The 23034-nt window shown below is 64.4% G+C and carries 18 protein-coding genes and 2 pseudogenes; 8 read left to right on the top strand and 12 right to left on the bottom strand.

The window, feature by feature from the left end; translation table 11 throughout:
• Nucleotides 1-31: 31 nt before the first annotated feature.
• Complete coding sequence (locus B0G74_RS10345; RefSeq protein ID WP_132374710.1) at nt 32-736, top strand: SDR family NAD(P)-dependent oxidoreductase; 705 nt, start codon at nt 32-34, stop codon at nt 734-736.
• An 80-nt stretch (nt 737-816) separates the two neighbouring features.
• Here B0G74_RS10345 and B0G74_RS10340 read toward each other — a convergent pair whose 3' ends face one another.
• The 9 genes and pseudogenes from B0G74_RS10340 to B0G74_RS10300 form a co-directional block, all read right to left on the bottom strand.
• A complete protein-coding gene (locus B0G74_RS10340; protein ID WP_132374709.1) occupies nt 817-1170 on the bottom strand; it encodes a RidA family protein in 354 nt (117 codons plus the stop codon).
• 81 nt (nt 1171-1251) lie between these two features.
• Entirely contained in the window at nt 1252-2424 is a 1173-nt protein-coding gene (locus tag B0G74_RS10335; protein ID WP_132374708.1) for an FAD-binding oxidoreductase, read from the bottom strand.
• Nucleotides 2417-3835, bottom strand: a complete 1419-nt coding sequence (locus B0G74_RS10330) for an NAD(P)/FAD-dependent oxidoreductase (RefSeq protein ID WP_132374707.1) — start codon at nt 3833-3835, stop codon at nt 2417-2419. The genes B0G74_RS10335 and B0G74_RS10330 overlap by 8 nt, the downstream gene beginning before the upstream one ends.
• Complete coding sequence (locus B0G74_RS10325) at nt 3825-4205, bottom strand: (2Fe-2S)-binding protein (protein WP_132374706.1); 381 nt, start codon at nt 4203-4205, stop codon at nt 3825-3827. Before B0G74_RS10325 ends, B0G74_RS10330 begins: the two co-directional genes overlap by 11 nt.
• A gap of 7 nt (nt 4206-4212) precedes the next feature.
• Nucleotides 4213-5361, bottom strand: coding sequence for an FAD-dependent oxidoreductase (locus B0G74_RS10320; RefSeq protein WP_132374705.1), 1149 nt, complete (start codon nt 5359-5361; stop codon nt 4213-4215).
• Nucleotides 5358-6155, bottom strand: coding sequence for an ABC transporter permease (locus tag B0G74_RS10315; RefSeq protein ID WP_132374704.1), 798 nt, complete (start codon nt 6153-6155; stop codon nt 5358-5360). Before B0G74_RS10315 ends, B0G74_RS10320 begins: the two co-directional genes overlap by 4 nt.
• Nucleotides 6156-6171: 16 nt before the next feature.
• On the bottom strand, nt 6172-7044 hold the full coding sequence (locus B0G74_RS10310; RefSeq protein ID WP_132374703.1) for an ABC transporter permease: 873 nt from the start codon (nt 7042-7044) through the stop codon (nt 6172-6174).
• Nucleotides 7031-8110 (bottom strand): ABC transporter ATP-binding protein, encoded by a 1080-nt coding sequence (locus B0G74_RS10305; protein ID WP_132374702.1) that lies wholly within the window; start codon nt 8108-8110, stop codon nt 7031-7033. The genes B0G74_RS10310 and B0G74_RS10305 overlap by 14 nt, the downstream gene beginning before the upstream one ends.
• 57 nt (nt 8111-8167) lie before the next feature.
• Nucleotides 8168-9233: pseudogene (locus tag B0G74_RS10300) on the bottom strand (ABC transporter substrate-binding protein).
• A gap of 157 nt (nt 9234-9390) precedes the next feature.
• Between B0G74_RS10300 and B0G74_RS10295 the strand changes: the two are divergent.
• Together B0G74_RS10295 and B0G74_RS10290 are read left to right on the top strand one after the other, a co-directional pair.
• The gene (locus tag B0G74_RS10295; protein ID WP_132374701.1) at nt 9391-10359 is read left to right on the top strand and encodes a LysR substrate-binding domain-containing protein; all 969 of its coding nucleotides are present in this window, start codon (nt 9391-9393) and stop codon (nt 10357-10359) included.
• A 201-nt stretch (nt 10360-10560) separates the two neighbouring features.
• The gene (locus B0G74_RS10290; RefSeq protein WP_132374700.1) at nt 10561-11241 is read left to right on the top strand and encodes an alpha/beta hydrolase; all 681 of its coding nucleotides are present in this window, start codon (nt 10561-10563) and stop codon (nt 11239-11241) included.
• 120 nt (nt 11242-11361) lie between these two features.
• On the opposite strand, the gene B0G74_RS10285 is transcribed toward B0G74_RS10290, so the two are convergent.
• Nucleotides 11362-11649 (bottom strand): hypothetical protein, encoded by a 288-nt coding sequence (locus B0G74_RS10285; RefSeq protein ID WP_106283485.1) that lies wholly within the window; start codon nt 11647-11649, stop codon nt 11362-11364.
• 451 nt (nt 11650-12100) lie between these two features.
• Here B0G74_RS10285 and B0G74_RS10280 point away from each other — a divergent pair.
• Nucleotides 12101-15512, top strand: a pseudogene (locus B0G74_RS10280) (DUF2339 domain-containing protein).
• Entirely contained in the window at nt 15509-16969 is a 1461-nt protein-coding gene (locus tag B0G74_RS10275; RefSeq protein WP_132374699.1) for a DUF3999 domain-containing protein, read from the top strand. The pseudogene B0G74_RS10280 and the gene B0G74_RS10275 overlap by 4 nt, the downstream one beginning before the upstream one ends.
• Before the next feature lie 27 nt (nt 16970-16996).
• On the opposite strand, the gene B0G74_RS10270 is transcribed toward B0G74_RS10275, so the two are convergent.
• Together B0G74_RS10270 and B0G74_RS10265 are read right to left on the bottom strand one after the other, a co-directional pair.
• Entirely contained in the window at nt 16997-17446 is a 450-nt protein-coding gene (locus B0G74_RS10270) for a MarR family transcriptional regulator (RefSeq protein ID WP_132374698.1), read from the bottom strand.
• Nucleotides 17447-17508: 62 nt separating this feature from the next.
• Entirely contained in the window at nt 17509-18654 is a 1146-nt protein-coding gene (locus tag B0G74_RS10265; RefSeq protein WP_132374697.1) for a glycerate kinase, read from the bottom strand.
• 566 nt (nt 18655-19220) lie between these two features.
• Between B0G74_RS10265 and tig the strand changes: the two genes are divergently transcribed.
• From tig to clpX, 3 genes are all read left to right on the top strand, one after another.
• Nucleotides 19221-20567, top strand: a complete 1347-nt coding sequence (gene tig / locus B0G74_RS10260) for a trigger factor (protein ID WP_132374696.1) — start codon at nt 19221-19223, stop codon at nt 20565-20567.
• A gap of 192 nt (nt 20568-20759) precedes the next feature.
• Nucleotides 20760-21413, top strand: a complete 654-nt coding sequence (clpP, locus tag B0G74_RS10255; RefSeq protein WP_007182010.1) for an ATP-dependent Clp endopeptidase proteolytic subunit ClpP — start codon at nt 20760-20762, stop codon at nt 21411-21413.
• A 183-nt stretch (nt 21414-21596) separates the two neighbouring features.
• Nucleotides 21597-22868, top strand: coding sequence for an ATP-dependent Clp protease ATP-binding subunit ClpX (gene clpX, locus B0G74_RS10250; protein ID WP_006048928.1), 1272 nt, complete (start codon nt 21597-21599; stop codon nt 22866-22868).
• The last annotated feature ends 166 nt before the right edge of the window (nt 22869-23034 follow it).

Below are 23034 nucleotides of genomic sequence, written 5' to 3'. Positions count from 1 at the left end.
TCGAGGGCGCCTTTGTTTATCGAGGATGCCAATGCAAAACACACTTTCGCAGAAAACCGTTCTCTTGATCGGCGCCTCGCGCGGCCTTGGCCTGGCGATGGTTGAGGAGTATCTGAAGCGCGGCTACCGAGTCATCGCCACCGCGCGAGCGGCCTCCACAGATAAGCTTCGGCACGTCGCGGAAGCGTCCGCTGGCGCCCTCGAAGTAGAGACTGTCGATATCACGATCCCCGAGCAGGTCGCAGCTCTGCGCGCCCGCCTTGAAGGTCGGCGTATCGATGTGCTTTTTGTGAATGCCGGTGTCAAAAACGACGATGGTGAAACGATAGCGGACGTCTCGACCGAAGAATTTATACGGGTGATGGTAACGAACTCGCTGAGTCCCATGAGGGTCATTGACGCGTTTCAAGACCTCGTCCCGCCGACTGGAACGATCGGTGTCATGTCGTCGGGGCAGGGCAGTATCACCAATGCCACTAACGCGAATTATGAAGTCTACAGAGGGAGCAAGGCCGCGCTGAATATGTTCATGCGTACCTTCGCGGCGCGCAGCGCGAGTTATCCGCGCAGCCTCCTGATCATGGCGCCTGGATGGGTCCGCACAGACATGGGCGGCCCGACGGCGCGCCTGACGATCGAAGAAAGCATTCCGAACCTGGTCAATACGATCGAGGCTTATGAAGGGCGCCCGGGCTTGCACTACCTCGACTATCTCGGAAGGCCCGTGCCTTGGTGACGGGCCGCTTGCAAACTTGCGCCGCCTCACGCGGTACATCAGTGCAGATGTGATTACCTCGGACGCGCTAACGGCACCTCTCAACCAAGCGCCACGACCGCGATCTCGACTAGCAGCTCGGGCGCGGCAAGCTTCGCTTGCACCGTCGCGCGCGCCGGTGCGTGACCTTGCGGAATCCACGCATCCCACACCTCGTTCATGCCTGCGAAATCGTGGGCGATGTCCGCGAGCCAGACTTGCGCGGAAACGAGGCGCGTCTTGTCGATGCCGGCCTTCTCCAGATAGCCGTCGATCTTTTCCAGCACCTTCGCGGTCTGGAGTTTCACGTCAGCGGTGTGATCGGCGGAAGTCTGGCCGCCGACGAACACGAGGCCGCCGGCTTTGACGACGCGGCTCATGCGTTGGTTGGTTTCGATGCGAACGATATCGGTCATGACAGTCTCTCCACTTGAACGCGAATGAAATCGCCGCGCGCTTCGACCGAAGGCGCGACGGAGCAAAAAAAATAAAACCGGTTAGTGCGTCACGAGATGCGAAGCGCCCGTGCGGGAAGCCGCCGCGTCGCGGCCAAAGCGATCGACGGCAAACGCATCGAGCGAAATGGACGGCGCGCCGTCCAGCATCAGTTCGGACACGAGCTTGCCGCAACCCGGCCCGAGCTGAAAGCCGCTGCCGCAATAGCCGAACGAGTAATACAGATTCGACGCCTGGCGGCTCGCGGAAATCACCGGCAGTTCATCTTCCGTAAAAGCTTCGACACCGGCCCAAGCGCGGTTCACGACGAGATTGCGCAGATGAGGAAACAGATCGGTCACGGTCCGCGCACTGCGCACGAGGCGGGCGAAGTCGACTTCGCCGTGACGGTTCGCCAGATCCGCGATGCCGATCAGTTTGCCGCCGATTACTACGGTGCCGTTGTCGAACTGCTTGAAGGACAACGGCCGGCCCGTTGCGCCGAGCGTCGCGTGGCAGAAGGGCGCGACGCGCTGCGTGACCATCAGCATCAAACCTTCGGCATGCACCGGCACCGGCTCGCCGACCTGCTTCGCCAATTCGCCGGACCATGCGCCCGCGGTGACGAGCAGCTGGTTCGCGCTGAACGTGCCATGCGGCGTGACGGCGAACCATCTGGTGCCGCGCTGCTCGATATGACGCACCGGCGTACCTTCCAGAAAACGCGCGCCGAGCCGCTGCGCGGCGAGCCGGAACGCCGTCGTGGTTCGATAAGGCAGCGCGTAACCGTCGCGCTCGACCCAGATGCCGCCCGTGAGATGCCGCGCCAGCGCCGGTTCGAGTTCGAGCACGGTTTCGCGGTCGATCACCTTCTCGTGCGTGAATCCATGCGATTCGAGCAGCGCGACCCGCTGGCGGCACGCTTCGAGTTCGTCATCCGTTTCGGCGATCTTCAACTGACCTGAAGCAACGAAGCCGCCAGTCTCGCCGAGCAGCTCGCTCATGCCGTGCCAGATTTCCCGCGACATCAGCGCGAGCGGAATTTCAGGCAGCGGACGGCCCAGCGTGCGCACGCCGCCCGCGTTCACGCCCGACGAATGACGCGCGACATAATCGGCTTCGAGCACGATCACCTTCACGCCGCGCCGCGCCAGGTGGAACGCGCTGCTCGTGCCATGCAGGCCGCCGCCGACCACGAGCACATCGGCTTCCTGGATGTCGGTCGGGTCACTCACCGGCGAGTTCTCCGAGCGTGAGCGGCTTGATCGGCGGACGGATGCGGTAATAGCCGACTTCGGCGGGCGAGACGCGGCGCGCATCGGCGATCACTTCCGTCACCGTGAGGCCGCACATGCGTCCCTGACACGGACCCATGCCGCAGCGTCCGAACGACTTTGCCTGATTCGGTCCGACGCAGCCGAGCTCGACGAACTTGCGCAACTCGCCCGCGGTGACTTCCTCGCAACGGCAGACGATGGTCTCGTCGCGCGGAATGCGGTTGATGTCGCGCGGACGATACAGGCTGTCGAGAAAAGGCCGGATGCGCATGACGCCCGCGAGCGCGCGGCGATGCGCGAGAGCTTCGGCATCGCGCGACCCGGAGGTGATCGCGCCGAGCTGCGCAGCCGCCGCGAGACCCGCGAGCGTGCCCTGCAAGGCTGCCGCCTGCGCGCCGCCGATGCCCGCGCCATCGCCCGCGACGAAGATGCCGGGCACGTCCAGTTCGCCCCACGCGTCGACTTTCGGCGTGAAGCACAGTTGTGCGTCGTCCCAGCGGTGCGAGGCGCGCAGCGCTTGCGTGAATTGCGTGTTCGGCACGACGCCCTGATGCAGCAGGATCACATCGGCTTCGAGACGATGTGCCGTGCCTTGGGTCGTGAAGTGAAGCGCGGCGGCGCGCTCGATATGATCCGTGCCGATCCGTGCTTCCACGCGCAGATCGTCGGCTGCCTCGAAGATCGGCACGTTCGCTTCGCGCAGTGTGCGGATCAGTTGCAAGCCTTTGCTCAGGAACGGCCACGCGCGCAGCGCCGCCAGCATGTGACGCTTGGCGCGCCAGCGGTCTTCGTGGCGCGTGGTGTCGACCAGCGCGCGGATCGGTACGCCGGCGCGCACGTATTGCCAGCCGAGCAGATACAGCAGCGGTCCGCAGCCCGCGAGCACCGGCGGCGCGGCGGGCACTTCGCCCGCGCTCTTCAACAGGATCTGCGCCGCGCCCGCTGTCAGCACGCCGGGCAGCGTCCAGCCGGGAATCGGAAAGGGCCGCTCCAGCGCACCGCTGGCGAGAATCACGCGTTGCGCGTCGAAGCTGCCGATCTTGCCGCCCTGCAGATAATTGACGCCGCGCTCGCGAGTAACCTGCCACACGCTCGCGTTCGTCAGGTGGCGCGCACCGGAGGCGGCGAACGCTTCGGCGACAGCCGCACCCGCCGCGTAGTCCGGCCCGAGAATATCCTTGCGGCGCGCATCGGCGCGGCCGATGGCGCGATAGATCTGGCCGCCCACGGCGTCCTGTTCGTCGATCAGCACGGTCGTGAGGCCGGCGCGCGCCGCGCGCGTCGCCGCGCTCATGCCGGCGGGACCGGCGCCGACCACGACGACATCGACGGCTTCGGAAGCGAAATCGGATGCGAAATCAGCGGTCATGGGCGTTCTCCAGCGGTGCGTCGGTCGCGGCACTCGCGCCGAAGGGCGGCAGATCGCGCGCGCCTTCCTGCGAGCGGATTCGCATGCCGGCCTTGACTTCGACCATGCAGGCCTGGCGGCTCGGCATGCCGTCGATCTCGACGAGGCATTCGAAGCACGCGCCCATCATGCAGAAAGGCCCGCGCGGTGCGCCGGATACAGGCGTCGCACGAAACCGCGACACGCCTGCGGCGAGCAGGGCCGCCGCTACCGAGCAGCCGCCCGGCACGGACAGCGGCTGATCGTTGAACCAGATGGCGACGTTCGTGGCGGCCGCGCCTTGCACGCCCGGCAGCGGCTTGAAAAGCGTGTGAGTCGATTGAGTAGTCATGTCGAATTCAATGAGCGGGAGTCAGTTCTCCGGCGTGCTCGAAGCGGCGCGCGGAGAAGTGGGGCAGTTCCTCGGGCATCGGCGCGCCCATGATCCACGGCGCGACGCGCAGCGCATGCGCGGCCGCCAGCGTCACGCCGCTATGGCAGGTGACGACGAACGCGCCGGGGTGCGCCTCGGAGTGGTCGTAGATCGGAAAACCGTCGGGGCTATAGACACGCAACGCGGCCCACATGCGCACGAGCCGCACGTGCTGCAACATCGGGAACGCACGAACGCCGCGCCGGGCGATGTCGGCAAGCACGTGCGTGGTGGTGAAATCGTTGAAGCCGACTTCTTCCATCGAATCGCCGAACTGCACGCTGCCTTCGTCGGTCTGGCGCACGTTGAGCGTCGGATAGTCGAGAAACCGCGCGACACGCTCGCTCACCAGCACCTGTCCGCGATTGGGCGCGACCGGCGCGTCGAGCCCGACGAACGGCGCGAGCGCGCGATTGCCGAGGCCCGCGGCGAGCACGACCCGCGCCGCGCGATACATCCCGCGCTTTCCGTGCACGACGAAGCCCTGCGCTTGCGGTTCGATGCGCTCCGCGCGTTCGCCCGACACGAGCCGCACGCCTCGCGCCTGCATGGCGGTATGCAGGCCGCGCAGGAGCTTGAGCGGATTCACGTGACCGTCCATCGGCGAATAGCTCGCGCCGATCACCGCGGGCCCGATTTGCGGAATGCGCGCGCGGACTTCGGCGGCGTCGAGCATCTGATACGGGTAATCGCCCAGTTCGGCTTGCAGCGTCGAGAGGCGCTGGTCGCGTTCAGCGAGTTCGTTGTCGTTGAAGCAGAAGTGAAAGCCGCCCGGTTGACGCAACGCCACGTCCACGCCCGTTTCCTTCAGCAGCGCTTCGGCGAGTCCCGGCCAGCGCGTGGCCGAACTGCGCGACCAGCGTGCATAAGGCGACAGGCCATAGCCCTTGCCCTGAATCCAGACGAGGCCGAAATTGCCGCGCGACGCGCGAAAGCCGCCGTCGTCCTCGTCGAGCACGGTCACGCGCGCGCCTTCGCGGGCAAGGCCGTAGGCCACGGCCGAACCGACGAGGCCGCCGCCCACAACCACCACATCCGCCGGGACGCCGGGGCGGGCGCTACTAGTCAATGTCATCGGGTTTCTCCGATCAGAATGCGATCCAGTCCGACCATGCGGTCGAGCAGGACCATCAGTAGGACCGTGCCGACGATCAGCACCGCCGACACCGAAGCGACCAGCGGATCGATCGTCTGCGCGATCTGGTTGTACATGGCGACGGGCAGCGTAGTCGTGCCGGGCGTCGCGACGAAGATGGTCATGGTCAGTTCGTCGAAACTCTGGATGAACGAGAGCACCCAGCCGCCCGCCACGCCGGTGCGGATCATCGGCAGGACCACGCGGCGAAACGCGGTGAAGCGGCTTGCGCCACAGGAGAGCGCGGCGCGTTCGGCGTCGCGATCGAGCCCGACGGCCGACGACAGCGCGAGCCGCAACGCATACGGCAGCACAATGATGACGTGCGCGCAGACCAGCGACCAGAACGATCCCGACAGATGCAGCAGCGAGAGAAAGCGCAGGAACGCGATGCCGAGCACGACTGCGGGAATCATCATCGGCGAAAGGAAGAAGCTCGTGAGCGCGGCGCGGCCCGGGAAGCGATAGCGCGCGATCGCCAGCGCGGCGGGCACCGCGAGCAGCACGCCGATGCTCGCCGCCGCGAACGCGAGCCGCACCGACAGCCAGAAGGCCGCCACGATGTCGCCGTTCTCGATGATCGCGCGGAACCAGCGCAGCGACGCGCCATCGAACGGCATCGAGATGAAGCCCTTGTCGGTGAAAGCCACCAGCATCACCACCGCGAGCGGCGCGAGGATGAAGGTCAGAAAGAACGCGTTGTAGACGAGCCCGAGAATGCCGTTCTGTTTCATGATCGCTGTCTCCCGCTCAATCGAAGATGTGCTGGAAGCGGCGCTCGGCGAGGCGGCTGCAGCCCATCACGATCGCCACGTTGGCGATCAGCAGCAGCACGGCGATGCTTGCGCCGAGCGGCCAGTTGAGCGTGCCGAGGAACTCGTCGTAGGCGGCGGTGGCGACCACCTTGAGGCGCCGGCCGCCGATCAATGCCGGCGTGGCGAACGCCGATGCCGACAACGCGAACACGATGATCGAGCCCGACAGCACCCCCGGCATGATCTGCGGCAGCACCACGCGGCGGAACACCGCGAACGGCGAGCCGCCGAGCGAGCGGCCGGCCCATTCGACTTGCGGATCGAGCTTCTGCATGGTCGCCCAGACCGACATCACCATGAAGGGCACCAGCACGTGCGTGAGCGCGATGATCATGCCGGTCATCGTGAAGACGAGGCGGATGGGTTCGTCGGTGACGTGCAGCGTCTGGAGCAGGTTGTTCAGCACGCCGTTGTTGCCGAGCAGAATCTGCCAGCCGAGCGTGCGCACCACTACGGAGATGAGCAGCGGGCCGAGCACGATCAGCAGACACAGCGACTGCCACGGACGCTTCATGCGCGCGAGCACGATGGTCTCCGGCACGCCGAGCACGATGGACAGCAGCGTGACGGCGAAGGCGAGGCCGGCGGTGCGCAAAAAGATCGTGCCGTAGTACGGGTCGCTGACGACTTCCCAGTAGTTCGCGAGCGTATAGGCGGCGGTGACGCCCGCCGTATCGCTGAAGACACGGAACGACAGCATCAGCGTGAGCAGCAGCGGCACCAGCAACAAGCCGACGAAGAGCAGCAGCGCGGGCCCCGACAGCAGCCACGGCGCGGCGCCGGGACGGGCGTCGTCAAGCGTGGCCATGAGCGTTCTCCGGATTGTCTTGCGTGAGCACGCGCAGGTCGTCGTCGGTCCACGCGAGACCGACTTCGTGGCCTTCCTCGGGCGGCGGCGCGCCATGGTTCGGTTGCGCGACGCGCAACTTGCCGAGTTCGGTGTCGACTTCGAGCAGCCATTGATTGCCGACGAAGACACGCGTCGCGATGCGGCCGCGCACGCGCGCATCGCCATTGGCCAGATGAACCTTTTCCGGGCGGATATAGACGTTCACCGTGCCGTCGACATGGCGGCCTTCGTGCGGCACATGCAGCGTCGTGCCCGCCACGTCGATTTCCGCGCAGCGCGGGTTGCGGCGCAGCACTTCGCCGGAAAACGCGTTGGTGCGCCCGAGAAACGTCGATGCAAACGGCGTGGCGGGACGCTCGTACGCGTCATACGGCGTGCTGAGCTGCGCAATGGCGCCGCGATGCATCACCGCGATGCGGTCGCTCATGGTCATCGCTTCAACCTGATCGTGCGTGACGAGAATCGTCGTGATGCCGAGGCGCTTCTGGATCGCGCGCAATTCGATGTGCATCTCCTCGCGCAGCTTGGCGTCGAGGTTGGACATCGGTTCGTCGAGCAGCAGCAGTTCCGGCTGCATCGCGATGGCGCGCGCAATCGCCACACGCTGACGCTGGCCGCCCGACAGTTCCTTCGGATAGCGGTGGCCGAGGCCCTTCAGACGCACGAGCGAGAGCGCTTCGGCGACGCGCTCATCGCGCTCCTTGCGCCTGACCTTGCGCATCTCCAGTCCGAAGCCGACGTTGCCCGCCACCGTCATGTGCGGAAACAGCGCATAGCTCTGAAAGACCACGCCGATGCCGCGCTTCTCGGGACGCTCGTTGGTGATGTCGCGGCCATCGAGCAGAATGCGGCCCGTCGTCGGCGTGATGAAGCCCGCGACCATTTGCAGCGTGGTGGTCTTGCCGCAGCCGGAGGGTCCGAGCAAAGACAGCAGTTCGCCGCGTTCGACGGCCAGATCGAGTCGATCGACCGCCGTGAAATCGCCGTAGCGTTTCGAGATGCCTTGCAGAGTCAGGAAGGCCATGCGCCTCGCTCCTTCATCAGATCGCGCGCCGCGCGAGGAACCTGCTGGTGCCGCACTTCAGCGTTCGACCGAACGGTTCCAGCGCTCGGTCCATTCGGTCCGATGCTGGTTGATCGTGGCCCAGTCCATTGCGGTCAGCTTCGAGATCTGCTCGGGACCGTAGGGCACGCGCGCGGCGATCTCAGGCGTGAGCTTGACGGTCTTGTTGACCGGACCCAGACCGATGCCTTGCGCCTGCAGTGCCTGCACTTCCGGGCTCAACAGGTACTGCACGAACTGCTGCGACAACTGCGGCTGCGCGTTCTCCGCGATCGCGCAGGCCGCCACCTGCAACGCGACCGCGCCTTCCTTCGGGTAGATGAACTTGAGCGGGAAGCCGGTGTTCTGCAAGGCGACCGCGCGGCCGCTGCCGTAGGGCGCGAGGATCACGTCGCCGGACTGCATCTGGCCGTCCATCTCGCCGGGCGTCGGCGCCCAGGACAGCACGTTCGGCGCGACTTGTCGGGTCATCGCGGTGAAGCCGGGATCGATGCTTCTCGCCGCCGCCGGACAGACGCGCGAGCATCACGAGCGTATGCAGACCATAGGTATTGGTGATCGGCGGCACGCCGAGTTTGCCCTTGATGCGGCTGTCGGTGAGCGCCTTCCACGAGTCGGGCGGCGGCAGGCCGGCCTTTTTGAAGGCCTCCTCGTTATAGCCGATGCCGGTTGCCACCATGCCGACGCCGATCGCGCTCGGCCCCAGCTTCGCGAGCGGGTACACGTCTTTCATCACGGGCGCGTCGTCGAGCTTCGCGCACAGGTTCAACTGCATCGCCTGGTACATGGGACCATCGTCCATGACCGCGACGTTGATCTGCTGATGGCCTTTCTGCGCCTGCAGCTTGGCGAGCGTATCGCTCGAATTGCCCGCCACGTAGACGATCTTGACGTTATGCGCCTTCTCGAACGGCGGAATGATTTTCTGCCGGTAGAGCTGCTCGTTCGAGCCGCCGACGTTGGCGACATAGAGCGTCGTTTCGGCCTGCGCGAAGAGCGGAGCGGCGAGGGCGCAGGCGCATAAAAGCGCCGCGAAGGCAGGGTGGGACGGGGCGGACAGGCGGCGATGCAACGCTCTTCTCATGACGACGATCTCCAGTTCCGGTGTGGGGAGGCGGGCTTCGCTGCCCGTCGTTGGAATGCAGTGTCGCGCCGGCTGGTCATGTCGTCCAATACGAATAAAATACCTATCTATGCATGGATGATATGGGTTGCAGGACGTCGTCTAAGGGAGAATACGGATGAATCTCAAGCACATCGAGGCGTTTCGCGCGGTGATGGTGTCGGGGTCGATGACCGCCGCGGCCAAGGCGCTCTTCACGTCGCAGCCGAACGTGAGCCGTCTGATCGCGCAACTCGAACGCGACACGGGGCTGCAACTTTTTCAGCGCAGCGGCGTGCGGCTGATTCCGACGAGCGAGGGCGAAGCGTTCTTTCGCGAAGTCGAACGCGCGTTTGTCGGCTTGCAGGGGTTGGCGAATGCCGCGGCGCAGATTCGCAATCTCGGCAGCGGGCGTCTGCGCATCGCGGCGATGCCCTCCGCGGGCATGACGCTGGTGCCGCATGCCATCAAGCGGTTTGTCGAACTGTTTCCGGATGTCACCGTTTCGCTGCACGTGAATACGTCGGGCACGGTCAATCATTGGACGGCGTCGCAGTTTTGCGATCTCGGCGTCGCGGTGTATGTCAGCGAGGCGTCCGATTGCGAGGTCGAACAACTGGCGGACGTGGCTGCCGTGTGCGTGATGCCGGCGGCGCATCGGCTGGCGGCGAAGCGCAGCATCAAGCCGGAGGATCTGGAGGGCGAGTCGTTCATCTCGCTGTGTCACGGCGACGGCACGCGCGCCTTGATGGACGAGGTGTTCCAGCGCGCGGGCGTGCAGCGTGTCATGGCGATCGAGGCGCAATACACCGCGATGTGCTGCGAGATGGTTCGTCACGGCATGGGCGTAACGCTCGCGCATCCGATCGTCGCGCGCGACTTCGCCGGGCCGGAAATCGCGATTCGCCCATTCCTGCCGGCCACGCGCTTTCAGACCTATCTGCTGTTTCCTCCGCACAGGCCGCGAGAGCGGCTGGCGTCGGCGTTCGTCGAGGTCTTGCGAGCGCTGCACGAGGAACTGCTCGCTGAGGTCGTGGCGCCGGCGCGGAGCGCGGCGGGACGCGGGCGGGCGCGGTCGCGGGCGGAGGCGGGAGGAGACAGGCTTTGAATCGAACGGCCTGCAATTGACAACCGGAGGATCACGGCGCTTTGGAACAAACAGGAGGCGAGCCGTGCTCGCGCCGTACTTTGATGACTGGGCCCGATGACAATCGAGATGACTGGTGTACCTTGTCTAACTTGGCGGTATATCCTCCCTGTACTCATTCCGATCCTCTGAACGTTTTCTGAAGCCGAGTAATCGCGATACATGAACGAGCAACCGTCCACCATCGAAATTGAAAGTGCGCCGAATCCCAGGTTCGCCGTGATCCTGATGCACGGTCTCGGCGCCGACGCCAACGACTTCGTGTCGCTCGTGCCCGAACTGCGTCTCGCCGATGCGCCCGCCGTACGCTTCGTGTTTCCCAATGCGCCGGAGATTGCCGTTACCGCAAATAACGGCTATGTGATGCGCGCGTGGTATGACATCCGGTCGTTTCAGAACATCAATGAGCAAGTCGACGAAGCGGGTATCGAATTGTCTTGTGCAACCGTGCGGCAATTGATCGAAGCGCAGAACCGGCGCGGCATTCCGACTTCGAACATCTTTCTCGCGGGTTTTTCGCAAGGCGCGGCGATGACCTATTCAGCGGGGCTGACGCACGCTGAGACACTTGCCGGCTTGATCGTGCTGTCGGGTTATGTGCCATCGCCGGGCTTTATCGACAGCCGCTTGAGCGCTGCGAACCGTGGCACGCCGATCTTTGCCGCGCATGGCATGTACGACGACGTGTTGCCGATCCAGTTAGGCGAGGCCGCGCGCGACTTTGCGATCACGCGAGGTTGCAAGGTCGACTGGAGCGCATATCCGATGCCGCATTCAGTGTGCGGGGAGGAGATATCGGCGCTGCGCACGTGGCTCGGCACAATTCTCGCAGCGTCGTCCTGAAGGGTATAGGCGTTCGACCTTCTCCTTCGCACCGTCTATTCGTGGAAGAAAACCCCGTTGAATCCGTGGACTGACAGGGTTCCGTTTTTCGGCGCTACCGGCGGCGCGGTCTGGCCGGGCTCAGGCGTCCGGCGTTTGCGCAGGCGCTTGCGTGCCCGGCAGGTCCGCTTGCGCGGCGCCTTCGAGAAAGCGGCGGGTCGATTCGAACGCCTGCAGCATCGGCTCGGGCCACGGCGTTTGCAGCATGACCGCCTGATGGTTTTCGAACGCCGACGACAACAGCTTCGCTAGCTCAGGCGAGCGCAGATGACGCAGCAGCACGCTAACCGCAATCGCCGTGGCCTGGCTCGCGCCGGCCGTCTGGAGTTCCGAAGCGGTGAGGGCCGCGACCTGTTTGTTGATGTCCACTGCAACTTCCTTGGATGAGATGTGGGAGATGGATGGCCCGATGGCCGGTGCCGAATTTTGACATGGTTGGCCGCTCGTCGTGAGCAGCGGGCGGTGCGAGTCTATATTGACGACCTCACGCAGGCCGAGCGTTAGACGTATGAGATGCTTTCCGGTAATGGCCATTGCCACAGTTTGCTAATTCGCCGGCTGAATTAATCGGGGTATTCGCTAGCGCGGCTTGCGCGGCTGCGGGAATCAATTCGCTGGGTATCAATGGCGGAATGTCGTAGGAAAAATCATTAAGCATCGTTGCATATTCGCTATTCACCGCGTTGTTGGCTCGAAAGCGCGATTTGCATGGTATTCTGCGCGCCGATTTTCGCCGTATCGTTGACGTAATACTCGCGGATTAATCCGTGCGTGACCAAACAGATCTCGCTACAGAACACAATAAAATGGTGGGGGTGCGATGAGCGTGATATTGACCGTGCTTGGCGCGGTGGTCGGCATGCTGGCCGCCTTATCGAACGATTTTTCGATCAGCCTCGGTGCACTGCTGGGCGCCGTGGCCGGTTTCGCGTTTTCGCGTCTGCTGCAAAAGAAGTCGTCGGGTGCCGCGACGGAATCTGCTGCCAAAGCGGCCGCGAGTGATAGCTGGAATTCTTCGGGTGAACTGGCGGCGCGCGTCGAGCGGCTCGAACGCGAGATCGTCGTGTTGCGCGGCGAGATTCGTCAGTTGCGTACGGGCGGCGTCGAGGGCGCTACGGATACCACTACGCAGGCCGCCGATAGTGCGGCGTTCAAGCCGCGGCCAGCGGACGCCGCGTCGAGTCCTTACGCGATCCCGCCTGCAAATGAGCAGACGGCACGTCCGCAGCCTGCGGTGCTGACGATGCAACTCGCTGCCGCGCGCTCACCGACAAGCGCCGAAGCCAGCGTGCCGGCCTCCCAGAGTGCGGCGCGCATAGCCGGCGCACCCGGCACTCCAAGCACTCCAGGCGCACCAGGCGCCACACCGGCCACCTCGACCGCACCACTGGTTTCAGCCCAGCCGACAACGTCAGCGCCGCTGCCTCCCGTACCACCTTCACCACCCGCGCCCCCGCGTGGCCCCGGTCTCGCCGAACGTCTCTTCAAAGCGGGCCGCGACTGGCTTCTAGGTGGCAACACGGTCGTGCGCGTCGGCATCATCGTGCTGTTTTTTCGGCATTGCCTTCCTGCTCAAATACGCGGCCGACAACAGCCTGCTGCCGATCGAATTCCGCCTCGCCGGTGTAGCGCTCGCCGCGACGGCCTTGCTCGTGCTCGGCTGGCGTATCGGCGAGCGACGCGGTGCGTACGGTCTGATCCTGCAAGGCGGCGGCGTCGGCGCGCTGTATCTGACCGTGTTCGCGGCCACGAGGCTTTACCACTTGCTACCGGCGGGCGCAGCCTTGCCGCTGATGGTCGCGATCTGCGCGCTCAGCGCGTTTCTCGCGGTGCGGCAGAACGCTTCGTCGCTGGCCTTCATGGGCAGCGCGGGCGGTTTTCTCGCGCCGGTGTTGCTGTCGACGGGCGGCGGCAGCCATGTGATGCTGTTCAGCTACTACGCGCTGCTCAACGCGGGCATCTTCGCGATCGCCTGGTTCAAGGCGTGGCGCCCGTTGAATCTGCTCGGCTTCGTATTCACGTTTTCGATCGGCGCCGCGTGGGGCGTGATGGCCTACCGCCCCGAGCTGCTCGCGAGCACCGAGCCGTTCCTGATTCTGTTTTTCCTGATGTACGTCGGCATCGCGCTGCTCTACGCGGTACGGCGCGAAATCGCGCTCAAGCATTACGTCGACGGCACGCTGGTGTTCGGCACGCCGCTGGTGGCGATCGGCCTGCAAGCCGCGCTGATGAAGAACACCGAATTCGGCCTGGCGTGGAGCGCGGTGGCGCTGGCCGCGTTCTATCTTGCGATCGCGGGCTGGCTCTCGCGGCGCCGCGAACGCCTCGGCATGATGTTCGAGGCGATGCTCGCGCTGGCGGTGATCTTCGCCACGCTCGCCGTGCCGCTCGCATTCACCGGACCGACGACGAGCGCGACCTGGGCCATCGAAGGCGCGGCGATCACCTGGCTCGCCGTGCGTCAGCGGCGCCTGAGCGCGTTTGGCTTCGGCCTGCTGTTGCAACTGGCGGCGGCGGGCGCCTACGCGATCGGCACGATCACGCAGAGCTCCGACGCGAGCGTCTGGCCGGTCCTGAACGGCGCCTATATCGCGTCCGTGCTGATCGCGCTCGCGGGCATCTTCACGGGATGGCGTTTGCACGGCCGCAGCGAAGCAGGCGAGTGGCACCTGTGGATGCCGCAGATCGGTCTCGTCGCCAGCGTGTGGGGTTTGTTGTGGTGGACCTTTGGTGGCCTGTACGAAATCCATGCGTACACGAGCGCTCATCCTGGCTACGGCCACGCCCGCTTCGACACCGCGGCCGTCGCGCTCTTCGCCGTGCTGACGGCGTGGCTCGCTCACGGCGCGCGCCGCACGCTGCGCTGGCCGCTTGCCGAATTGCCGGCGCTGGCGCTCGTGCCGGTCCTCGCGCTGCTGACCGCGGAGCTTTTCACGTTGGGCATGGCGCCCGTGACCGGCTACGGCTGGCTGGTCTGCGCGCTCGCAGCGCTCTCGGCGTATGCGTTGTTGTGGCGTCAGCAGCGCGACGTCAGCGATATCCTGCTCGCGCCGCTGCATACGCTGATGTTCTGGACGGCCGGCGCGCTCGCCGCGCTCGAAGGCTACTGGGGATTGCGGGCCTACGTGCCCGAAGGCGCGTGGAGCTGGAGCGCGTGGGCGTATGGCTTCGGTGTGCTGCTGCTGTTGCTGGCGGGCGCCGGCCATCGTCTGCGCTGGCCGGTCGCGCGCTTCATGCAGGCGTATCAGGTGTGGGCCGCGGCGCCGCTCGCCGTCCTGCTGTGGGCGTGGAGTATCGCGAGCGTGACGAGCGACGGCAGCGCCGCGCCGCTCGTGTGGTTGCCGATCCTCAATCCGCTCGACGTCGCGCAGATCCTCGTGTTCGTCGCCTGCGCGGTATGGCTGCGCAGACTACGCGCATTGGGTGTGCAATGGCATCCGCGCGCCTTCGATTACCTGGTGCTCGCCACGCTGTTTCTATGCTTCAACGCGCTGCTTTTGCGCACGCTGCATCATCACTTTCACGCGGCGTACGATGTCGATGCGGTGCTCGCGTCGTTCAGTCTGCAGCAGGTGTTTCTGGTCGGCTGGAGCGCGTTTGCTTTTGCCGGCTTGTGGCTCGCGCGCCGCGACAGTATCGTGCGGCTGTGCGCGATCGCCTCGACGCCGCTCGTGCTGGTGATGTGGATATGGACGTTCATTGCGAACCTGACGCAGGACGGCGGCACATGGGCGCGTCTGCCGTTGCTCAATCCGCTCGACCTGGTGCAGGCGCTGATATTCGCGCTGGCGGCGTTCTGGCTCGTGCGGATTCACCGGCTAGGCGTGCCGATCGGCGAATATCGCGTGCCGTTGCAGGTGGCGGCCGGCGCGACTGGATTCTTCTGGCTGAACGCCATGCTGCTGCGTACGCTGCATCATTGGACGGGAGTGCCGTACCAGCTCGAGACCATGTCACACTCGATGCTCGTGCAGGCGTCAATATCGGTATTCTGGACCGTGTGCGCGCTTGCCATGATGATCTGGGCGACGCGCCGCGCGAGCCGGATCTTCTGGTTCATCGGCGGCGCGCTGCTGGCGGTGACCGTGGTCAAGCTGTTCCTGTTCGACCTGTCTCACGTGACCGGAATCGAGCGGATCGTTTCGTTTATCGGCATCGGGTTGATGTTGTTGCTGATCGGCTACTTCTCGCCGTTACCGCCTAAGGCTCTGGTCGTGGAAACTAAGCAATGAAACGTGTCTTTACATTGACCGGCTGGTGTTTTGCGATCGTGGCGACGTGGGCGTCCGCGCCCGCGGTCGCGGCCGACGACTTCGCGCAGCATTTTGCGCTGCAACTCGACGAGAGCGCCGCGTACTACAGCGTGACGCTGCCGGCAACTGTCTACGCGGCAAGCCAGCGTCACGATCTCGGCGACGTGCGCGTCTTCAACGGCACCGGCGAACCCGTGCCGTACTCACTCGATGCGCCGCGCGAGCCTGCCCGCACGCCGCCCACGCTGCGTCCGGTGCGCTGGTTTCCGTTGCCGCCCGCCGCCTCCGGCAGTTCCGGCGCGCCGCTCGGCGTGACGATCGCCGCCGACGGTTCGCTGCGCGCGACCTCGGCTCCGCCTTCCCGCGCGCAACACGACACCGACCTGATCGACCTCGGACGCGCGTCGCGTACCAGCCGCGTGAGCGCGTTGCTCGTGCACCTGCGCGACGACAATTACCAGGGGCGCGTCACGGTCGAAGCGAGCGACGACTTGCGGCACTGGCAACCCGCCGGCGATGCGCAACTTCTCAAGGTCAGCTACAACGGCAGCACGCTGAGTCAGGACCGGATCGAACTGGACGGCATGCGGGCGCGTTACCTGCGTTTGCGCTGGCTCGACGGCGCGCCGTATGTCGAGTCGTTGGACATGGAGATACAGGCGCTGGCCGCCGACGCCGCGCAACGCGCGGAGCGGACGTGGCGCGAAGGCATCGTCGCGCACGCGGGGCCGAAACCCGGCGAGTATTTCTTCAGCACCGGCGGCCCGTATCCCATCGACCGGTTGCGCCTGAATCTGCCTCAGCCGAATACGGTTGCGCCTGCGGTCGTCTATTCGCGCGCGGGGCTGGATACGCCGTGGCGCGAAGTCGCGGGCGCGACATTGTTCCGCCTGCACAACGGCGACGTGGAGCAAAGCAATCCTTCGCTCGAATTGACGCCCGATACGGATCGTCAATGGCGCGTGGTGGTCGACCCGCGCAACGGCGGACTCGGCAGCGGCACACTGACCATTGCCGCGGGCTGGCGTCCGGCGACGCTGACGTTCGTCGCGCGTGGGACCGCGCCGTTCACGTTGGCGGTGGGTAGCGCGACGACGGTGTCCTCGGCGGTGACCCGCGACGAGCTGTTGATGGGTGCCTCAGCGGTCCCCGCGACGGCGCGCCTGGGTGATGCGCTGTCACCGGAGCAGGCCGCGAGGGCGCAGTCCGCGAAGGATCCCGATGCGATGCGCCGCTACCTGTTATGGGCGGCGCTGCTACTGGCAGTCGGTTCGCTCGCGGCGATCGCGTGGCGGCTCGCGCGTGGTGCTCATGCGCAGGCGGGCGTTACGCCCGTTGGCGCACCTGGCGCGTCGAAAGGGTCCGGGGTAGCGGGCGCGGCGGCTAGCGATCCCGGCGCGGGCGACGCGAACGGGCAGGGCGAGCGCAAAGGCTGAATTCAGCGCCCGCATGCGGCGCGCAGGTCACTCCTCGCGCGCCGTCATCGTGCCGATGATCTTGTCGAGCGCGTCGCCGAAGGCAAGCTTCTCCTGCTCGTCGAGACAGTCGAACATATCGCCGTTCCATTTGCGCGCGATCGGCATCACCTTCCGATACAGCGCGCGGCCCTCGGGAGTGAGCGACACCAGCACGACGCGGCCGTCTTCGGCGCTCGCCTCGCGCTTCACGAGTCCCTGCTTGATCAACGCCTCGGCGGCGCGGCTTGCCTGGCTTTTGTCGAGATTGGCATGCCTTGCCAGTTCCATGATCGAGAACGGCCCGAACGATCCCACCGACGCAATCACGCGCGCTTCAGGCAAGGTCACGCCGAGCTTGTTCTGATAGCGTTCGCTGATGCCGCGTTCGGCGAGTTTGTTGAGGACATGCAGACGGTACGTCAGGAACTGTTCGAGCCCGGCTTTGGCGTCCTTCATGGTCTTCCCGTAGTGTGTGAGCGGTCGCGGCGCTGTGATTGTTGCCGCAACCGTCTTGCCGGTCAACGCGTGCCGTATTTCAGGCGCGTCAACTGTTCGGCTTCGTCCGCCAACAGGCGCGCCGCGTCGCGGATCGCGACTTCGAGCGTGATCGGTCCAGGCGCCGGCGAGAAGCAGCCGCTGAAATATTCGGCGAGGCGCGGCAAGGCGGCGGAGTCGACGCCACCTGAGAGGAGCGTGGCCGGCACGCCGGCAGCCTGTGCGTGACGGCAGGCGATGAAGGGTGCCTTGCCGTGCAGCGTTTGCACATCGGAACGGCCTTCGCCGGTGATCAGCCAGTCCGCGCCTTCGAGCGCGGCGTCCAGCCCGATTTGTCGCGCGACGGTTTCCGCGCCCGGTTCGAACTGCGCGCCAAGCATATGCAGCGCGAAGCCGAGGCCGCCGGCCGCGCCCGCGCCGGGCAGTTCGCGCGCCGTGCGGCCGAGCGCCGGTTCGAGCAGATCGGCGAAACGGGCCAGCGCTGCGTCGATCGCGGCCACCTGGTCCGGTTTCACGCCCTTTTGCGGACCGAACACCGCGGTGGCGCCGTGATCGCCGGTAAGCGGATTGTCCACGTCCGACATGCCGACGAACTGCGTGTCGGCGAGACGCGCGTCGAGTTGCGACACGTCCACTCGCGCGAGACGGGCGAGCTGTTCCGGCGTGGCGTCGAGTTCATTGTCCTGGGCGTCGAACAGCTTGAGGCCGAGGCCGGCCAGAAGGCCCGCGCCACCGTCGTTCGTGCTGCTGCCGCCAAGCGCGACGAAAAAGCGCCGCACGCCGGCGTCCATCAGTGCGCGAATCGCTTCGCCCATGCCGCGCGTGCTGCGCGCCTCGACGGGCACGCCCATTCCCACCGGGTCCGTAATGCCGACGACCTCCGCCGTTTCGATGATCGCGCTGCCGTTGGCGAGCAGACCCGTGAGCGCGTCGCGCACCGGACCGGCCGCGCCGCGCACGCTCAGGGTGCGGCGTTCGCCGCCGCCCGTGAGCATGGCGTCGAGCGTGCCTTCGCCGCCGTCGGCCATCGGGCAGATGCGCACGTCCGCGTCAGGACGGGCGCGCTGGATGCCCGCTGCGATCGCTTGCGCGACCTGTTCCGCGCTGAGCGAGCCTTTGAAGGAATCGGGAGCAATGACGACGACGGGCGAGGACGGCGAATTCGGCATGGTGTCTCTGAATGGTTGGAATCGTTGCGAGGGCGGGTGAAATGTCGGGATGCGCGCGCAGCCCCGAGCGCGTCCATTAGCTTATCAGCATGGGCGCGCCGACTGAATATGTCGAATGGCATAGCCGGCATTGACAGCGTCAGCGCGCGCGCGCGGCGCGTGCTTTAGCTTTGCTCTTGCTTTCGTCCGCGCCGGGTGATGGAAGCGAAGCTGTCGGGAAAAATTCGTGCGGACAGGCGCGGCGTAGTAGTGGCGCGGCACTCCTGCCGCACTGGAACAGTGCGCAAACGGGCCTGAAACAGCGCGGAAAGCGGCCGGAATCCGAGCAAAAACGCGATAAAAACGCGCCCATGCATCGAATCCCGGCTAGGCGCGCAAATAGTTTGCTAAAATATTCGGCTCTTTGGACCCAACCGTGCTGCCGACGGCCTGCAAGCCCGCGGCGCAGGCGCGCAATCGGTGCGAAGCGATCAACACGCGACCAAAAACGCGAGATCGCGCGACATCGACAAGCGGCACGGAGAAGATAACTGATTCGCTCGAATAATTTTAGGACGATTGAAGCCATGGCTAACGTTGTTGAAAACCTCGGCAAGCTCGAACGCCGCGTAACGATTTCCCTGCCGAAGGACGCCGTGCAGAAGGAAGTGGACTCGCGTATCCGTCAACTCGCGAAGAACGTGCGCATGCCGGGTTTCCGCCCGGGCAAGGTGCCGCTCAAGATGGTGACGCAACAGTATTCGGGCCAGGTGGAAGCCGAAGTGCTGAGCGACAAGGTCGGCAAGGAATTTTTCGACATCAGCCGCGCCGAAAACCTGCGCGTCGCCGGTCAGCCGAGCTTCGCGCCGAAGGCCGAGGCCACTGAAGGCGACTACGCGTTCGACGCGACGTTCGAGGTGTATCCGGAAGTGAAGCTGGGCGACGTCGCCACGGCTGAAATCGAGCGCACCACGACCAGCATCAGCGAGGCGGAAATCGACCGCACGCTGGACATCCTGCGCAAGCAGCGCGTGCACTTCCACGCTCGCGGCGAAGCCGGCGAGCACGGTGATGGCGGCGGCGACACGGCAGCGAAAGAAGGCGATCGCGTGACGGTCGACTTCGTCGGCAAGATCGAAGGTGAAGTGTTCCAGGGCGGCAGCGCAGACGACTTCGCGTTCGTGCTGGGCGAAGGCCGCATGCTGCCGGAATTCGAAAAGGCAGCCACGGGCCTGAAGGTCGGCGAGTCGAAGGAATTCGATCTGGCGTTCCCTGAGGACTATCACGGCAAGGACGTTGCCGGCAAGACCGCGCAATTCACGATCGCGATGAAGAAGATCGAGTGGCCGCATCTGCCGGAAATCGACGCTGAATTCGCGAAGTCGCTCGGCATCGAAGACGGTGACCTGACCAAGATGCGCGCCGAGATCAAAGACAATCTCGAGCGCGAAGCGAAGCGCCGCACGCAAGCCATCGTCAAGAACCAGGTGATGGACGCGCTGCTGAAGATTTCCGAACTGGACGTGCCGAATGCACTGATCGAACAGGATCAGGAACGCCTCGTCGCGATGGCGCGTCAGGATCTGGAGCAACGCGGCGTGCCGAACGCCAAAGATGCGCCGATTCCGGCTGCCATGTTCAAGGAACAGGCTGAGCGCCGCGTCAAGCTGGGCCTCGTGCTGGCCGAGCTGGTCAAGGCCAACGAACTGCAAGCCAAGCCGGAGCAGATTCGCGCCGAAGTGGACGAGTTCGCGAAAAGCTACGAAGACCCGAAGGAAGTCGTCCGCTGGTATTATTCCAACCAGCAACGTCTTGCCGAAATGGAAGCGTACGTCGTTGAAGCCAACGTCGTCGATTTCGTCCTCAGCAAGGCCAAGGTGACGGACAAGGAAGTGAGCTTCGAAGAACTGGCAAGCGCAACGGCGCAAGCGTAAGCGTCGCTGCAACGGCGTGCCGGCTGTCGGAGCGACGGCCCGCACGCCGTTTTTTTGTGCTGTGAATGTGTATTGCGTTTTTGCTTCGTGTTGCGCGGCGCACATGCACTGATCGCGCACTTGAATACGGGGTTGTCGACCACACCTGTCCAGCATCTAATAGTTAGAATATTTCAGACAAGGATCCACTGCATGACCTTTCGCGCTCAAATGCTGGACACGTTGACCTCCCAGTCGTCGCGGGATCTCGAAGCGCAGGCGCTCGGACTGGTGCCGATCGTCGTGGAAACGAGCGGCCGGGGCGAGCGCTCGTATGACATCTACTCCCGTCTGCTCAAGGAACGCATTGTGTTCCTGGTCGGTGAAGTGAACGACCAGACGGCCAATCTCGTCGTCGCGCAGATGCTGTTCCTCGAAAGCGAGAATCCGGACAAGGACATCAGTTTCTACATCAACAGCCCGGGCGGCTCGGTTTCCGCCGGCATGGCGATTTATGACACGATGCAGTTCATCAAGCCGGACGTCTCCACGCTGTGCATGGGTCTTGCAGCCAGCATGGGCGCATTCCTGCTGGCGGCCGGCGCGAAAGGCAAGCGTTTTGCTCTGCCGAATTCGCGCGTGATGATTCACCAGCCGCTCGGCGGCGCGCGTGGTCAGGCGTCGGACATCGAAATTCAGGCGCGCGAAATCCTGTATTTGAAGGAACGGCTAAATCATCTGCTCGCGCATCACACCGGCCAGCCGGTCGAGCGTATCGCACGCGACACCGACCGTGACAACTTCATGTCCGGCGACGACGCGCAAGCTTACGGCCTCGTCGACCAGGTGGCGCACAAGCGTCCTTGAGATGGTGCGTTTTTGCCCCGAATTGGGGCAAAAACGTCGCCGGATCGGTTGTGAAATAATCAAATTTCGTCCGAGTGCCTGCGGCAAACGCCGTCACCTTGGCTCAAGCCCGGCCCCGCCCAAACTGCGAGGCCAGGGCAAACGGCGTATCATGTAATCGAGTGTCCGGAGGCTCACACATCTATGGCGGACAAGAAAGGTTCTAACAGCGAAAAGCTGTTGTATTGCTCGTTTTGCGGCAAGAGCCAGCATGAGGTCAAAAAACTGATTGCCGGCCCGTCGGTGTTCATCTGTGATGAATGTATCGACCTGTGCAACGAAATCATCCGTGATGAGGCTGCAGGTGCGGGCATCGAGGCGGGCTTGTCGAAGTCCGACCTGCCGAGTCCACAGGAAATCCGTGAAATCCTCGACCAGTATGTGATCGGTCAGGAACGCGCGAAGAAAATTCTCGCGGTCGCGGTGTACAACCACTACAAGCGTCTCAAGCATCTCGACAAGAAGGATGAGATCGAGCTGTCCAAGAGCAACATCCTGCTGATCGGCCCGACCGGTTCCGGCAAGACGCTGCTCGCGCAGACGCTCGCACGCCTTCTGAACGTGCCGTTCGTGATTGCCGATGCAACCACGCTGACGGAAGCCGGCTATGTCGGTGAAGACGTCGAGAACATCATTCAGAAGCTGCTGCAAAACTGCAATTACGAAGTCGACAAAGCCCAGCGCGGCATTGTCTACATCGACGAAATCGACAAGATCAGCCGCAAGTCCGACAACCCGTCGATCACCCGCGATGTGTCGGGCGAAGGCGTGCAACAGGCCTTGCTGAAGCTGGTCGAGGGTACGATGGCGTCGGTGCCGCCGCAAGGCGGCCGTAAGCACCCGAATCAGGACTTCATCCAGGTCGACACCACCAACATTCTGTTCATTTGCGGTGGCGCGTTTGACGGCCTCGAAAAGGTCATCGTCGATCGTACCGAGAAGACCGGTATTGGCTTCGGCGCGAGCGTGAAGAGCAAGCAGGATCGCGACGCCGGCGAAGTGCTGCGCGAAGTGGAACCGGAAGATCTGATCAAATTCGGCCTCATTCCGGAACTGATCGGCCGTCTGCCGGTGGTCGCCACGCTCGGCAAGCTCGACGAAGCGGCGTTGATGAAAATTCTCGTCGAACCGAAGAATGCACTGGTGAAGCAGTACCACAAGCTGTTCAACATGGAACGCGTCGAGCTCGAAATTCGCCCGGCCGCGTTGCAAGCTGTCGCGCGTAAGGCAATTCGTCGCAAGACGGGTGCGCGTGGTCTGCGCTCCATCCTGGAACAGGCGTTGCTTGATGTGATGTACGACCTGCCGCAAATGAAAGGCGTTAGCAAGGTCATCATCGACGACAACGTGATTGACGGCGACGGCAAACCGCTACTGATCTACGAAGACGCGCCCAAAGTGGCGGGTTCGAACTGATCGGCTTTCGGGTTCTGCAAAAAAAGCCGTTCATGGCAACGTGAACGGCTTTTTTCGTTTATCGTGTGGTCAGGCTGGTTGTTTTCACTATGGAGTCACTGAACCTTCGGAGTCACTGAACTTTTCCCACACGCGGAGGCTTGCAATCTTTTCTGCTGGCCTCACC

The organism is Paraburkholderia sp. BL9I2N2 (genome assembly GCF_004339745.1).
Classification (GTDB): Bacteria; Pseudomonadota; Gammaproteobacteria; order Burkholderiales; family Burkholderiaceae; genus Paraburkholderia.
This window is presented reverse-complemented; position numbering and strand designations above follow the sequence as displayed.